Here is a 15,072-nt window from a genome sequence, read left to right as displayed (position 1 = left end):
GTGTACCGAAGAAGACGATTCGCATAGGAGGGGGAGGGGGAGACGGGGAGGGGTGGGAAGGGTGGGGAGATGGGAGAATTGTAGGTTGGGTAGAGCGATAGCGAAACCCAACATTTCTAGAAATGTTGGGTTTCGCTTACTTGTGCTAAAACAATCGTTACTCGAACAATCTAAATCGCTCTCCCCAACCTACGCAGGCTATTCACCATTCACCATTCACCATCCACTTATTTAATTGCCACTTGTCGCTCTAAACTAGCCTGCAACATCGGTGTCTTGATTACCGAATCATTGGCGATGCTAAATAGTGGATTGGAGAGGATACCTGCGAGCGAAGTTGCGATCAATGTTGCCAGAGTAGCTACTTGGAGCGATCTCATCCCTGGGATATTCCAATTAATTGCTGGGTAGTTTTTGACAACATCAGACATTTCATGAGGTTCTTTGACTACCATCATCTTGACGACGCGGAGGTAGTAGTAAATCGATACGACACTGGTGACGAGTGCGAGTAATACTAATCCATAAGCACCAGCTTTCCAGCCCGCCCAGAAGATATAGATTTTACCGAAGAACCCAGCCAAGGGCGGAATCCCACCTAGAGATAGTAGGCAAATACTCAGCGCGAGCGTGAGGAAGGGATCTTTTTGATATAAACCAGCATAATCGCTAATTCGATCGGTACCCGTCCGCAGTGCGAATAAAATCACACAGGTAAAGGCACCCAAATTCATAAATAGGTAGACGAATAAGTAAAATACCATACTGGCGTAGCCAGTCTCGGTACCAATTACCATCCCGATCATCACAAATCCTGCTTGAGCGATCGAGGAATATGCTAGCATCCGCTTCATACTCGTCTGCGCTAGAGCTACGATATTTCCCAGCACCATGCTCAAAACGGCTAGTGCGGTAAAGACAAAATGCCATTCTTCCATCACCTGTGGGAAGGCTGTCACGAGTAACCGAATTGCTAGTGCAAATCCAGCCGCTTTAGAGCCGACAGATAAGAATGCAACTACTGGAGTCGGCGAACCTTCGTAGACATCGGGAGTCCACTGGTGAAAGGGTACAGCCGAAATTTTAAAGGCAATACCAGCGATGACAAAGACCAAAGATACGATTAAGCCTAATGATAAATTACCACTAGCACCAGCAATCCCCGCTGAGATCCCATCGAGAGTGGTTTCGCCCCCAGATAATCCGTACAGGAGGGAGGTACCATATAAAAATACTGCCGAGCTAGACGCGCCAATTAATAGATACTTTAACGCCGCCTCATTCGATCGAGGATCGCGTTTCATGTACCCAGTCATCAGGTAGGATGAGATACTCAGGGTTTCCAATGACACAAAAATCGTCACTAATTCAGTCGCCCCAGAGAGTAACATTCCCCCCAAAGTTGCTGTCAATAGAATCGTCACAAACTCAGCTAAAGCCGTACCAGTTTGCTCGACATAGCTAATCGACATCAAAATTGTCACCGCCGCCGAGAGGACGATAATCCCCCGAAACACGACACTGAGAGGATCGCTACTAAACGCCCCAATAAATGCAACTGGATTGGGATTATCCCACTGCAATACTAAAGCCGCGATTGCCAGCAACAAGCCAGCCACAGCAAAGTAAGCTAGATTGCGGGCTGCATTTCGCCCAAAAATCAAGTCTCCCACTAGAACTCCCAACAGGGTAATAATGACGATTCCCTCTGGTAGAATCGCCCCAGCATTTAGCTGGGTAACTAAATTATTAAAATCCATAAGTATCTAACTTTATAAGAACTGAGAATAGTCGTTCGCCTTTAAAATACTCACTCAGCAAGCTTTTAGATTTTACCGCAATGCCGCATGTTAGGGATTAGGCATTAGGTATCGATTTATCATGTTTTTCCCTAAAGCCTAAAGCCTAAAGCCTAAAACCTAAAGCCTATTCCCTATTTGGTAACGCACAACAATTAATATCATTCAGGCAAACTTTACCCCATTGAAGTGCCCACCGGACTAATTCCACTCGATTATCGACACCAGTACCAGCTTTTTTGAGAATATTGCTGATATGGTTGTCTACAGTGCGTTTGCTAATCTCTAATCGATCGGCGATCTCCTCATTAGTCAAGCCAACCGTTACTAGTTCGATTATTTCTACTTCTCGATCGGATAATGTCGCAGGTGTTTGAAGCTTATCATTATTAGTCATCATCAACTGCCTTACTTAAATACTTGATTAGAGTCCGATCTTTGCTCATTCAATTCTCCAATGGAGAAGGATATGCCAACGATTCTAATCCTTTCAGCCCCCAATCTGCCATGCCTTGGGACAGCAGATCCCAACATGATTAAGACATTGACAATCCCTGAAACCTTTCACTTCCTTAGATCCTAGCTCCTAGATCGGCGGATTTTAAATTAAATCTCTAGCTGCATTGTCGTAGATATTACAAGCCCACCCTACAGATCCCCACTCCCGCCATAGCTAGACATCACTCGCCCACAGCAGCGTAATTTGGCATAGTAGCCACTACTGACAGGATCTCCGGTACCATCAGCTAAAATGTCAATGCCAATCCCATTCCTACCCATTTGAATCCCCGAGCTATGAATGTAGTGTAAGTCGCCTAAATGGAGCGCGACATGATCGGTTTTTGCTGGCGTACCGAAGAAAATCAGATCTCCAGGTAACAGTTCCTCGATCGAAATTTGTTGGACAAAAGCTTCTTGTTGATAAGAGTCGCGCGGTAGCCAAATCCCTTGGGACTGAAATGCTGCTTGCATCAACCCCGAACAATCATAATCAGGTGCCACCGTACCGCCCCACAAGTAACGATTGGATACCTGCATCGCAGATCGAGCAAAAGCGATAGTTTGAGGGATTCTATCGGCAATTGCGGTTCGATCTACTTTCACCGCTCGATAAACATCTGTAGTTAATTCCAGATGCTCGACATCTTCCAGTTTCAACCAACCTGGATAATCATCCTCACACAATCGCACAGGAATAGCCTGCTCCGTGGGAGTCAGAGATTCTATCCGTAAATGTCGAGTAGTCGCTGCTTGAGTAGCTAATCCATGACAAGCAGGAGAACTATAAAGATTGAGATTCACTCGACACTGATACTCACTAGTGGTAGATAGGTTCATCATTAAGTGGAAAGCTTGCATTTAGCGTAGTCGAAATGTTGAAAGTTGAAAACGATGTCCTGCCAATCCTGTTAGCTAAGTGTAAATACATAGAGATCTAAATCACATTAGCTCAAAAATAAACAGGTTAGGATCGATCTCACAGCATCTAAACTTGTCGCTGGGATAGTTGTTCTAGGCAGACAAACGATTTTATCACCAATTATCCGATCGCGAGACAATCGCAATGCAAACTGTTGATGTGTAATTTCTGCCCCCAATCTGGGCATGTTAATAAAGCAGACAGTTTAGTGTTCGCCAACTATTCTTCTCAAGAAGATACATCTGGGAACTTCAGGACGATCTGCAATTTTAAATTTTTATCTTTATTGAGGAGTCATTGACTGTGGCGATTCGACCACCTAAATATAACTCTCAGGGCTACACCTTGCTAGAAATGCTTGCCGTTGTCATGATGGCTGGCATCGTCATGGGATTTGCGGTACCTTCATTGCTGTCATTGAATAAACCTTTACGCGATGGTTCCTTACAATTCAAGAGTCATCTGAGTTTGATTCGATCGAAAGCAATTTCTAGCAATCAAGCCTACCGGATCAGTCCAAAATACACCACTCGCGCTGGATATGTTGGATCGATACCCAACCAATTTATTGTCGAGTATGCCGCTAACTGTAAAGTTACTGCTCTGGGTGCAGCTAATAATGGCTGGGAAACTGCCTCGCAATTCGATCTCGATCTACCACTCAGAGTCGGCATAACTGAAGTTGGCTCTACCACAGTTACAGTTCCAGGTACAGGTGCAGTTCCGATTGATAACCTCTTAAATTGGAATATTTGTTTCGATAATCGAGGCATTGTCGATACAACCAAAAATATTATTCTCAAAGATTTCCAAAGCGGTAATGCCGGAAGTAATACGGGTAATAACACAGCTAAAATAGCCGCAGTCTTGGTTGGTAAAGTGGGCATTGTGGAGATCTTCACTTATGGCAGTAATACCACGGTAGACCTCAATGATGGACAAAGTACACCGCAGCCAATTTTTTGATTTCGATTGTCAACTTTTACAGAATAATCGACGAATCATCTGAGAAAAGTATATTTATTATGAAAACAAATTTAAATAAAAACTTTGCAAATCAAAAAGCAGTAGAATCTTCTCAAGGTTTTAGCTTGATTGAAACTGTCATTGCTCTAACAACATTAGGGATTTGTCTTGCTTATGCAATGCCGCTATTTTTATATGCCAAAATCAACAACTCTAAAAGTGAGATTCGGACTGGTGCGCTAATTGTATCTCAGCGAGTGTTTGATAATATTCGATCGAAGTCGATTACTGGCTTGCCCAGCAATGATGGTCAAAATGCTCCGTCAGCTATCAATCCTGTATCAACGCCAGCCAATATGACTACTCCTACTAATGAGGAAATGTTACTCACGAAGGCAATGGGACGACAGTATCAAACCACAGTTACTTATTGCCAGGGTCTAGATACAACTCCTGCTCAGGTAGGTCCCCCAGCAATTCCCGCAATTCCTGCCGATCCTACAGTTTGCAGTAACAAATATCGAAAATTTAAAGTAGAGGTAAGTTATAATGGCTCAAAAGTATACGATCTTGAAGGTACTTTTACAGAATTCGAGTAGAGTACAGAATTCAGACAAAGGATTTACTTTAATAGAACTAATATTTGGTCTGTTAATTATGTTGCTCGTTGGTGGCTTTGCCATGAATGCGTTTATTGAAGCTAGTACTACCTTTAATAAAGATAAGAAAAACATTGATTCTAGTCAAAGCTTATCTGCTATTATGGAGATAATTGGTAATGATATCAAACAATCTGGAGAACAAATTAACGATAATGGATTTCCCGTAATTACCATCGAACCTGGTGGTACTGGTATGATGGCAGGCTCTTCTAAAGTTACTGTGCGAAGGGCACTGACATCATCTTTAACTTTGTGCCAAACTATCAATGCAACATCATCTAATACAACACTAGTAGTTGCCGATAACGGTAATGGTAATCCTGCCTGTAATGTAGGGACATTAGTCTCGACAGTTACACCAGTAGTCACTCGACCTCAAACATTGAGGGATGCTCGTGATTATCGTTGTAAACTCGACGATCTTAATGCCAATTATAGTGTTACCACTTCAGATTTTTGCAATGGCAACACCACCGAAAGTGTTTTAGCGGCGGTGTCAGATCAGAACGGAAACATGAGATCGTTCCGGTATATAAATGACAACGAGGTTACTGCTAATACGAAGTATGATATGGCCATTAGTCCGTCACTATCGAGTACGATGACGACCAGTGCGCCCAACACCACAGCTAGTTATGCTATTGGTAGTCCAATTTATTTAATCGAGGAAAGAGTTTATACATTAACAAATACTGGCAATCTGCGGTTACAAATAGATCGCGGAAATCCCGAAACTTTAATTAAAGGAATAGACAAATTTAATATTTCTGCGAAAATCTATAGCAATACTACTACTAGACAAACAAGCACTGCCCCTGTCAATGCTTGTGCCACACCGAATGAAACTTATAGTTGTACGTATAGCATGGCTAGTACTCCCCTCTATAACTGGAAAAACATCGCTGGCGTAAAAGTCGAACTACAAGCTAAGTATGACGCAACTGGGCGAGCTGCAACAGCTAGTACCGAAGATACGGAGAAATTAAAGGTGCAAGCTGAATTTTTCCCACGGAATGTGCTCTCAAGATAAGTAAGGTATGCTGGGAATTGTAGTCATACATGGGAGTAGATCGGATGAGTTGGCAAAGTTCCGCGACAGTAGCAGACAGATTTTTTGGGAGTTTCGCTTATTTACTCCCGATTGCTGATGTCTACTTTTTTGGTCTATTCGTCTTTAAACAATTTCCCATTCTTGAGAAATTGTACCAACCATTAGCACCATTGTTGGCAATTAATAACAATCAAATCGGTAGTTTAGTACTGTTCTTCGGGCTGTACATCGGTGTCGTCGTCAATCCTCGGATTAATCGGTTTATCCGGTTTAATGTGCTCCAAGCAATTCTGATTGGGATTTTGATCTCTTTGTGTGGGCTGCTACTGCAATATGTACTGCTCCCAATTATTGGGGTGGGACTTTTGACTCAAGTATTGATGAATGTGGTCTTCTATGGCACATTGGCAATGGCTGGTTATGGCATTGTCATGTCAGCACTAGGTAAGTATACCGAAATTCCTCAACTCTCTGAGAATGTTCAGATTCAGGTCGATCGATACTAAATTATTGACTCGATCGATCTCGATCTGTCATAATAAGGGGCTGTCTATAACTACGCTCGGATCGGGTTAAATTTTTACAAATGTCTCATCGTCAGCAATTGAGACTACCCTTACGGCATTTCACATCATTAAATCTATGACTTACGCAATTATTGAGACTGGTGGCAAGCAAATGCGTGTCGAACCAGGTCGCTTTTATGATATCGAATTGTTACCTGGTGAAGTCGAAAGCACCGTCTCGATCGATAAAGTATTTTTGCTTGAAAATAATGGCAGCATCCAAATCGGTCAACCACTAGTTGCGGGTGTTACTGTTGAAGGCACCATCATGCGTCACTATCGTGCTCGTAAGGTGATCGTCTACAAAATGCAGCCCAAAAAGAAAACTCGTAAAAAACGCGGACACCGTCAAGAAGTGACTCGTTTGATGATTGATTCGATCAGTGTCAATGGTGCCGTTATCGCCAAAGCTGAAGCCGTCGCAGCCGCAGTTTAGCCGGAACCCACTCCTACCCCTCTCTTGTCTCACTAATACCGTCGGGGAACCCGACGTTGGCGTAGCCTCTCCGTCAGGAGTTACGTGAGCCGCTCCCAAGAGGGGATTAAAGCAATACAATTTTAGTAATCCGAGGTAATTATGGCTTCTAAGAAGGGTACAGGTAGTACTAGAAACGGCAGAGATTCAAACGCCCAGAGATTGGGTGTCAAAAAATATGGTGGTGAAGTAGTCAAAGCTGGCAATATCATCGTCCGTCAACGTGGTTCATCTTTCCACGTTGGCAATAATGTCGGTCTTGGTAAAGACTACACCATCTATGCCCTAGTTGATGGGGTTGTCACCTTTGAGCGCAGAGGAAAGAATGGTAAAAAAATCAGTGTTTATCCCGTTCTGGTTGCAGCGTAGACAATTATCAACCATGCTACACAATTAACATGTAGGGGTGCCCTTAATGCTTACCCACGCGGTGTTGCAGTAATAGTATTCATAGCATTGGTGCAAGAAAAAATCAGGATATGCCTTCGGGTGTATCCTGATTTTTGTTTGATGATTTTTCCTGTTTGCACTTGACATCGATCGAATCATCAGGCTAACATTAAATTATGGGTATACTTCCCAAATAGTATTAACTAACAAAACTTTCAACTATAACTGACTGCGGCTGCTGAACACCCAGTCAACCTATTCAAAAATAATTGCCAAAACCATAGAGGTATTGGCGACAGGTTTTATGCAGCAGCCCAAGAATACTCAAAGACTCCTCCGCGCTCTTGCCAAGCAAGGATTGGATGTCAGTTATGACGATCGTGTATATAAAGTCCGACTGAATAATTGCCCCGATACAGCAATCGCAGAAGTACTATTACCGCCCGATTTCCCGATCGAGAGCAAAGCCTTCAAACAACTTGCCGAACTAACTACCCTCACCAATCCAGGCGGTGGTAAAGTCGATCGTACCTTTGCTACGCCTGATTTCCATCCTGGCGATACTGGAGTCGCGATCGGCTCCGTCATTCAAACTCAGGGAATGGTAGTTCCCGCTGCCGTTGGCAGTGATATCAACTGTGGAATGCGGCTCCACGTCGTCGATCTGAGTGTCGAAGATTTCCTCGCTCAACGCGACAAATTTGTCGAATTGATGAAAGGGGATTATTTTTTCGGGACTCGCGATGTCACTATGACAGCAGCTACCAGTCGCGCCATGTTTAAAGATGGCATTCCTGGCTGGTTGGAGCAGATGACACAACACCCGATGGGGAGTGTGGCTAAATCGGATTTTGCCCAGTTGTGGCAGGAGATCGAAAAAGTGCAATTTCTCGGCTCGATGGCTGGAAATGCGAGGTGGGCACCCAGCGAACTAGTTCCAGCTTCAGGATTGGTTCGCGATGGGGATTTGGGTACGATTGGTGGTGGTAATCACTTTGTCGAAATCCAAGAAGTCATCGAAATCCGCAATCCGCATCTTGCCTATCAATCGCACATCAAAGTCGGACAACTAGCGATCGCAATTCACTCTGGTTCTCGGACAGTGGGTAAGTATATCGGTGGAATGTGGCGCGACAAAGCCAAAGCCAATTGGCTCAAAGGTTATCCTTTCCCCAATTCCAACTTATTTTCCCTCTCAACTACTACCAACCCTAATTTGGTAGCCGAATATCTCGAAGCAGAAGCAACAGCGGCTAACTATGCCTTTGTCAATCGCTTAATTCTGGCTGAATTACTCCGACTGCGATTGCGACAAGTCTATGGCGATCTTGCCGCACCACTAGTTTGCGATCTGCCTCACAACCTCACTTTTCCCCACAGTGATGGCTGGATCGTCCGTAAAGGTGCTTGTTCCGCCGCTGCTGGGCAATTGCTGATTACACCTGGTTCGATGGGCACACCATCCTATCTACTTGCTGGATTAGGAAACGATCGATACCTCAATTCCGCAGCCCACGGTGCGGGGAGATCGATCTCGCGATTTGAACTCACCCGTGCGGGGGCAAACTATACCGAATCAGATTTAGGTTTGACAGATGGGGTAGATTGCATCACCTTGCGCCCAGAGCGACGGATTGAAGAAGCTCCCGCTGCATACAAATCGATCGATCGAGTCATCGATACTCAAGTAACGGCTGGAATGGTAGAAGTGGTGGCAAAAATGCGCCCGATTCTAACATTTAAAGCTTAGAATACTGGTGTATTTTTATTTATAGATGTATGTAGTTAACGTCAGTTTCTCCTGGCTCCAGAGGCTACGCCAACGGGTTAAGGATGTTTGCTACGTTCATCACCCACCCGCTACTCAAGTGCGGTGCTCACAGATAAAGTCCACTAAAGTGGACTAAAGATTAGCCAGTCCACTTTAGTGGACTTGAGCTATTAGCCTGAGGATTGATCCCCAGTGGTGTTGAGCGGATCTCTTTGGATTACCTCTGGGCACAATGATTTCAGGCAGATCGGATCGATTGTATGGTAACGAGAATATTGTTATCTCATCAATCGGTAAGCTGAGATAGAGCACTATTAAATATTTGGCTCGGACGCATTGCTTGAGTTGCTTTCTCCCCATTGGGATGATAATAACCGCCCAGATCGATCGAGTGTCCCTGAGAACCATTCAACTCAGCGACAATTGCCGTTTCATTTTCGCTCAATTGTTGTGCCAACTTTGTAAACTTCGCCTTTAATTCGGCGTTTTTATCCTGCTCCGCTAATGCTTGTGCCCAATACATTGCTAAATAAAAATGACTACCACGATTGTCTAATTCATTGACCTTTGCCTCTGGAGATTTACCATTATCTAAATACTTGCCGTTGGCTCGATCGAGTGTTTCTGCTAAAATCAGCGCGTCGGGATTATCCGTCTTCTGTCCCACATCCTCTAACGCCACCGCAAGAGCTAAAAATTCACCCAAGGAATCCCAGCGCAGATGTCCCTCTGTGACAAACTGTTGGACGTGTTTGGGAGCCGAACCACCCGCACCTGTCTCGAATAAGCCACCACCGGCGAGTAACGGAACGATCGATAGCATCTTGGAACTAGTACCTAGTTCGAGAATGGGGAACAGATCGGTTAGATAATCTCGCAATACATTTCCCGTAACAGAAATAACGTTTTTACCCGCTTTAATTTGTTCGCAGGTGAACCGCATCGCCGCCACTGGCGAGAGGATTTGAATATCCAATCCCGTCGTGTCATGGTTGGGTAAATATTGGTTCACCTTGGCAATTAGATTGGTATCATGAGCGCGATTGGCATCCAGCCAGAAAATCGTTGGACAACCCGTAGCTCTCGCTCGACTCACAGCTAGCTTTACCCAATCCTGAATGGGTAAATCCTTTGTCTGACACATCCGCCAGACATCACCGTGTTCGACAAAGTGTTCCATTAATGTCTCGCCAGTGGCACCTAAAACGCGCACTACGCCATCTGCTGGAATTTCAAAGGTTTTATCGTGGGAACCATATTCCTCGGCTTTCTGCGCCATTAAGCCAACGTTGGCAACATTTCCCATCATGGTGACATCAAATGCGCCATGTTCCTGACAGAATTTGATACATTCCTTGTAAATCGTCGCATAACAGCGATCGGGTATCATGGCTTTCATATCGTGCGCTTGCCCATCCGCGCCCCACATTTTGCCAGACGTGCGAATCGCTGCCGCCATCGATGCATCGATAATTACGTCGCTGGGAACGTGGAGATTGGTAATTCCCCGATCGGAATTGACCATCGCTAATTGGGGACTGTTGTTATAAACTGCTTGAATGTCAGATTCGATCGCGGTTCTCTCCCCATCAGGTAAAGATTGAATCTTGGCATAGACATCACCAATCCCATTATTTGGATTCACACCCAATCGATCGAACGTATCGGCATATTTAGCAAATACATCTTGGTAATAAACCTTGACGGCGTGCCCGAATAAAATTGGATCGGAGATTTTCATCATCGTCGCTTTGACGTGGAGCGAGAGTAAAATATTTTCAGCTTTTGCTGCCTTAACTTCTCGATCGTAGAACGCCCGTAACGCCTTGACGCTCATCACGCTGGCATCGATGACTTCTCCTGCCGAAACTACGGTCTTTTCCTTCAGCACGCTTACAGAGCCATCTGCGGCTACTAGCTCGATTTTCACTTGTCCCGCTGCCGATACAACTACTGATTGCTCGCTACCATAAAAATCGCCATTTTCCATATGGGCGACGTGAGTTTTGGAATCTTGTGTCCATGCACCGACTCGATGCGGATTCTTTTGGGCGTATTTCTTCACCGCTGACGCTACCCGCCTATCAGAATTGCCCTCCCGCAAGACTGGATTCACCGCACTGCCCAAAATCTTCGCATACCGTGCCTTAATCTCCGCTTCCGCTTCATTCTGCGGTTGAGCGGGATAGTCGGGAAGATTGTACCCCTGCGTCTGTAACTCCTCAATCGCGGCTGTCAATTGGGGTGTCGAAGCACTAATATTCGGTAACTTGATAATATTAGCTTCTGGTGTTTTTGCCAGTTCGCCCAAGATCGCTAGATCGTCAGGTTGTTGCTGTGCTGGTGTCAAACGTTCTGGGAAAGCTGCAATAATCCGTCCAGCCAGGGAAATATCACTAGTGTCGATCGATACATTAGCAGCTTTGCTAAATGCTTGGACGATCGGCAAAAATGAGTAGGTTGCCAAAGCCGGAGCTTCATCGGTAAAGGTGTAGACGATTTTTGAGGGTTGGGCTGTCATGGATCTTTCTTGATGTGATGGCTTTGGCAATGATGGATGGTTCCAAACCATCATTTTGACATCTCTAGGGAATTTGGTGGTAGCGAAATTGGCGAAATCTAGACTTAGAAATGGTAATGGTTTATGTCGATCGAGTACTATCGAACATGGATCGAGATAAACCATTGTCACTAGAACTCAAACATGTTTAAATCGATCGACTCAATCCTCCCCACTAATTAACGAACATTATTTCTTCATCTGAATTGAGGGTGACTAGTCTGTCTCCGATACCATCTTTGCCATAGGTTTGGATTTTATCGATCGAAATCATTTGATGACGATGACTGGTAGTAACGAGATCGAAGTTTTCGGGGGGAAGGCTCAGATAGATGAGACTATCGGTTTTGAGGGCGAATTGCATGGCGTGGGTACCCATATTTCCGGTTTGAACGATGCGAATAGTGGAGATCGGGATGCGTTTGGCATAGCCTTGGCGGGAGATCAGGATCAGATCTTCGGTGCTACTGGCGGGGATACAGCCAACGATACGTTCTCTACCACCGACTTTGAGGGCTTGGATACCTTGAGAAACTCTTCCCATGAGGGGGATTTGTTCGGAGGCGAGGGCGAGACGGAGGATGCGTGCGCCGGAGGTGGCGATAATGATTTCCCGTTGGTTGGTGAGGGGGGTGATGGTGTGGAGTTTATCGTCTTCGCGGAGTTTGATTAGGGTTGTACCTCGGTTGGTGAGTCCGCTCAGTTCTTGGAGCAGGATACGTTTAATTTTACCCTGACTGGTAAGAAGCAAGAGTTCGCGGAGATCGTCGTGGGTTTGGGCGGGGGTAAGGAGGGTATAAATTATCGGCTCGTCTGTGTTTTGCAATGCGGGAATCAGACTAGTGAGAATTGTCCCTGGGGTATTGCCCACAGTAGGAGGGATATCCTTAATTTTGAGCGGAAAGGCTCTACCATCAGTTGTTACTAGTGTTAGTTCTTCATCGGTGCTAGTTTGATATGTTTTGATGACAAAATCATGCGTATTTGGATTGAGTTTTGCACCTGTTTTACTCAGTCTTCTAATATATCCTTGATGGGTGATTTCTAAGGTGGTCGGTTGAGTAGGTTCAGCTTCAATAATTTGAGGTGGAGTGACTGGAATAATCCGATTTCTATCGACTTTAACTTTAGGGATAGATTCTTTCTCGGCAGATATTTTAGCGACCTTTTGTTCGGGCTTAGGTGCTTCTAATTTAGTGATTTTGGTACGTCGATCGTCAGAGAATTTTCGTTTGAGCGATCGCAAGTCTTTTTTGAGCGATTTTAATAATTCAACTCGATCTTCGAGCAGGTTATTTAAACTATTAATCTGGTTGGTTAGCTCTTGAAATTCTGCTTCTAAATTCTTCCGCTCCATCCCAGTTAAGCGTCGCATGGGCATCGCTAAAATTGCGTCCGCCTGAATGTCGCTCAATTCTAATTCTGTCTGAAAAATGGCTTTAGCAGTAGTTCCATCTGGTGCGTTGCGGAGGATATTGATTACCGCATCGAGATGATCTAAGGCTTTGAGTAAACCGGAGAGAGTATGTACTCGTTTTTGAGCTTGCTCTAGTTCGTTTCCGTACTGACGGGTGAGGGTGACTTCGCGGAATTTGAGAAATTCTTCGAGCAGTTGTCTGAGGCTAAGTTGGCGCGGTTGTCCCTCGACAATTGCCAACATAATCGCCCCAAAGTTGCTCTGAAGGGCTGTTTGCCGATAAAGTTGTTCAAGCACATTCGTCGCATGGGCATCACGCTTGATCTCGATCACAACGCGCATTCCTTCTCGATCGCTTTCATCTCTTAAATCCGCAATACCCTCAATCTTACCAGCATTAACCAGATCGGCGATCTTCTCGATCCAGGCGGCTTTGTTTACCTGATAGGGTAATTCGGTGACGATGAGCGAATCTCGACGTTTCTTTGACTTAGTAAGTTTAGCGCGATCGCCCGCAACTTCGACATGAGAAACCCCCCGCACGGTGATAATCCCCTTCCCAGTGCGATAAGCATCATGGATACCTTCAATCCCCATAATTTCCCCACCTGTGGGAAAATCAGGACCAGGGATTAATTCCCACAATTTAGCGTCGGCTAAATCTGGTTTATCGATCAACGCGATCGCCCCGTCGAGCACTTCCCCAATATGATGGGGAGGGATATTCGTCGCCATCCCTACCTCAATCCCGCTACAGCCATTAATCAATAACAGCGGAACTTGAGCGGGTAAAACTGTCGGCTCCTGTTGCGAGTTATCGAAGTTACCGATAAAATCAACCGTCGCCGTACTAATCTCCCCCAATAAAGCCTCATGACTAATCGGAGCCAACCGCGTCTCGGTATACCGCATCGCCGCTGGCGGATCGTTGTCAACCGAGCCAAAATTGCCATGTCCGCCTAAAAGTGGATAACGGGTTGAAAAGTCCTGAACGAGTCTAACGAGGGCATCATAGACCGATTGGTCGCCGTGGGGATGATATTTACCCAGCACATCCCCAACGACACGAGCGCATTTTCGATAGGGACGATCTGGTGTCAATCCTAGTTCGTGCATGGCATAAATAATCCGCCGATGCACAGGCTTCAAACCATCCCGCACATCCGGTAACGCCCGCCCCACAATCACACTCATGGCGTATTCCAGGTACGATTTCTGCATCTCTGAATGCAGCGCAATGGGAATAATTTTGTCTGTACCTAGCAGATCTAACTGTTTTACCATGAGTTCAAATGTCTATCTCGATCGCTTTAGTTAATCCTCAGTCTGCCACAAACTGTTCGCAATCGGGTTAGACTGTGAAATAATAATACATGATTACTAGAAACTAGTGAATAGTGGTTAGTGAGTTTGTGGATGGTGGATGGTGGATGGTAGATGGTAATTTTGATAGGGATCGGAAATGGTTAGAACGCTTGCGTTCTCTTTGTTTTCTATTCACCATCCACCATCCACCATTCACCGCATTACCCCTTACTCGGAGCCTTAGTAATAAAATCCCTAACCCTCGGAGTCTGAATCAATTTGCGGGTGTCGTTGAGAAGTTTATCACCCCAGAGATTATCTTTGAGGTATTGAATATTGGCATAGCGGTTGTCAAGCACGATCGCTTTTTCGGCAGCAGTATAGGCTTCGGCTTGCTTCCCTTGGGTAAATAGAGCGACGGCAATGGCTAAGACTGGTTCGGCGGCTTTGGGATCGATCGAGATCGCTTTTTGCCAGTGTTGGATCGCACCATTTACATCACCATTTTCATAACTTACTAAGCCAATATTATTAATTGCGGGCCAGAATTTAGGATCTTTTCTTACCGCCTTTTGATATTGAGCGATCGCGTCTGGATACTTATTCAATTTATAATAAGCATTCCCTAGATCGAAGAGCGCGCTATTACTATCTGGCTTGATTTTTAGCCCTGTTTGGATTGTATCGATC

General features: G+C 45.0%; 13 protein-coding genes. 7 read left to right on the top strand and 6 right to left on the bottom strand.

The annotated features are described in order from the left end of the window. Positions 1-227: 227 nt before the first annotated feature. The 3 genes from RMO55_RS09225 to RMO55_RS09215 all read right to left on the bottom strand — a co-directional run bounded on the left by RMO55_RS09225 (position 228) and on the right by RMO55_RS09215 (position 3,140). Entirely contained in the window at positions 228-1,760 is a 1,533-nt protein-coding gene (locus RMO55_RS09225) for an NAD(P)H-quinone oxidoreductase subunit N (protein ID WP_310425989.1), read from the bottom strand. A 166-nt stretch (positions 1,761-1,926) separates the two neighbouring features. Continuing rightward, positions 1,927-2,196, bottom strand: coding sequence for a helix-turn-helix transcriptional regulator (locus tag RMO55_RS09220; protein ID WP_310425991.1), 270 nt, complete (start codon positions 2,194-2,196; stop codon positions 1,927-1,929). A 251-nt stretch (positions 2,197-2,447) separates the two neighbouring features. Further along, positions 2,448-3,140 carry a C40 family peptidase gene (locus RMO55_RS09215; protein WP_310425987.1) on the bottom strand — a complete coding sequence of 231 codons (693 nt, stop codon included), beginning with the start codon at positions 3,138-3,140 and terminating at the stop codon, positions 2,448-2,450. Positions 3,141-3,522: 382 nt separating this feature from the next. On the opposite strand from RMO55_RS09215, the gene RMO55_RS09210 reads away from it, so the two are divergent. The 7 genes from RMO55_RS09210 (at position 3,523) to RMO55_RS09180 (ending at position 9,079) form a co-directional block, all read left to right on the top strand. Then, positions 3,523-4,185, top strand: a complete 663-nt coding sequence (locus tag RMO55_RS09210) for a prepilin-type N-terminal cleavage/methylation domain-containing protein (protein WP_310425986.1) — start codon at positions 3,523-3,525, stop codon at positions 4,183-4,185. Positions 4,186-4,244: 59 nt separating this feature from the next. After that, a complete protein-coding gene (locus tag RMO55_RS09205) occupies positions 4,245-4,784 on the top strand; it encodes a type II secretion system protein (RefSeq protein WP_310425984.1) in 540 nt (179 codons plus the stop codon). Beyond that, the gene (locus RMO55_RS09200; protein WP_310425982.1) at positions 4,735-5,877 is read left to right on the top strand and encodes a prepilin-type N-terminal cleavage/methylation domain-containing protein; all 1,143 of its coding nucleotides are present in this window, start codon (positions 4,735-4,737) and stop codon (positions 5,875-5,877) included. Before RMO55_RS09205 ends, RMO55_RS09200 begins: the two co-directional genes overlap by 50 nt. 44 nt (positions 5,878-5,921) lie before the next feature. Continuing rightward, positions 5,922-6,404, top strand: coding sequence for a Tic20 family protein (locus RMO55_RS09195; protein WP_310425980.1), 483 nt, complete (start codon positions 5,922-5,924; stop codon positions 6,402-6,404). Positions 6,405-6,540: 136 nt separating this feature from the next. Next, positions 6,541-6,900: a 50S ribosomal protein L21 gene (gene rplU / locus RMO55_RS09190; RefSeq protein ID WP_310425979.1), complete on the top strand. Its 360-nt coding sequence runs from the start codon at positions 6,541-6,543 to the stop codon at positions 6,898-6,900. A gap of 141 nt (positions 6,901-7,041) precedes the next feature. Further along, complete coding sequence (rpmA, locus tag RMO55_RS09185; protein WP_310425978.1) at positions 7,042-7,308, top strand: 50S ribosomal protein L27; 267 nt, start codon at positions 7,042-7,044, stop codon at positions 7,306-7,308. A gap of 325 nt (positions 7,309-7,633) precedes the next feature. After that, entirely contained in the window at positions 7,634-9,079 is a 1,446-nt protein-coding gene (locus RMO55_RS09180; RefSeq protein ID WP_310425977.1) for an RtcB family protein, read from the top strand. A 307-nt stretch (positions 9,080-9,386) separates the two neighbouring features. On the opposite strand, the gene RMO55_RS09175 is transcribed toward RMO55_RS09180, so the two are convergent. The 3 genes from RMO55_RS09175 to RMO55_RS09165 form a co-directional block, all read right to left on the bottom strand. Beyond that, a complete protein-coding gene (locus RMO55_RS09175) occupies positions 9,387-11,621 on the bottom strand; it encodes an NADP-dependent isocitrate dehydrogenase (RefSeq protein WP_396134240.1) in 2,235 nt (744 codons plus the stop codon). Between the two features lie 214 nt (positions 11,622-11,835). Continuing rightward, positions 11,836-14,361, bottom strand: a complete 2,526-nt coding sequence (locus tag RMO55_RS09170) for a DNA topoisomerase (ATP-hydrolyzing) (RefSeq protein ID WP_310425973.1) — start codon at positions 14,359-14,361, stop codon at positions 11,836-11,838. Positions 14,362-14,603: 242 nt separating this feature from the next. Beyond that, positions 14,604-15,072: tetratricopeptide repeat protein (locus RMO55_RS09165; protein ID WP_310425972.1), on the bottom strand; the 469-nt coding region annotated here is incomplete at its 5' end.

Source organism: Chamaesiphon sp. VAR_48_metabat_135_sub, assembly GCF_031418915.1.
Taxonomy (GTDB): domain Bacteria; phylum Cyanobacteriota; class Cyanobacteriia; order Cyanobacteriales; family Chamaesiphonaceae; genus Chamaesiphon.
The sequence above is the reverse complement of the archived record's forward strand: the minus strand, read 5'-3'. Positions and strand labels throughout refer to the sequence as shown.

Bases quoted from the DNA above. Each gene is read 5' to 3' on its own strand.
- RMO55_RS09225 (WP_310425989.1), bottom strand. From the start codon at position 1,760: ATGGATTTTAATAATTTAGTTACCCAGCTAAATGCTGGGGCGATTCTA.
- RMO55_RS09220 (WP_310425991.1), bottom strand. From the start codon at position 2,196: ATGACTAATAATGATAAGCTTCAAACACCTGCGACATTATCCGATCGA.
- RMO55_RS09215 (WP_310425987.1), bottom strand. From the start codon at position 3,140: ATGATGAACCTATCTACCACTAGTGAGTATCAGTGTCGAGTGAATCTC.
- RMO55_RS09205 (WP_310425984.1), top strand. From the start codon at position 4,245: ATGAAAACAAATTTAAATAAAAACTTTGCAAATCAAAAAGCAGTAGAA.
- RMO55_RS09200 (WP_310425982.1), top strand. From the start codon at position 4,735: ATGGCTCAAAAGTATACGATCTTGAAGGTACTTTTACAGAATTCGAGT.
- RMO55_RS09195 (WP_310425980.1), top strand. From the start codon at position 5,922: ATGAGTTGGCAAAGTTCCGCGACAGTAGCAGACAGATTTTTTGGGAGT.
- rplU (WP_310425979.1), top strand. From the start codon at position 6,541: ATGACTTACGCAATTATTGAGACTGGTGGCAAGCAAATGCGTGTCGAA.
- rpmA (WP_310425978.1), top strand. From the start codon at position 7,042: ATGGCTTCTAAGAAGGGTACAGGTAGTACTAGAAACGGCAGAGATTCA.
- RMO55_RS09180 (WP_310425977.1), top strand. From the start codon at position 7,634: ATGCAGCAGCCCAAGAATACTCAAAGACTCCTCCGCGCTCTTGCCAAG.
- RMO55_RS09175 (WP_396134240.1), bottom strand. From the start codon at position 11,621: ATGACAGCCCAACCCTCAAAAATCGTCTACACCTTTACCGATGAAGCT.
- RMO55_RS09170 (WP_310425973.1), bottom strand. From the start codon at position 14,361: ATGGTAAAACAGTTAGATCTGCTAGGTACAGACAAAATTATTCCCATT.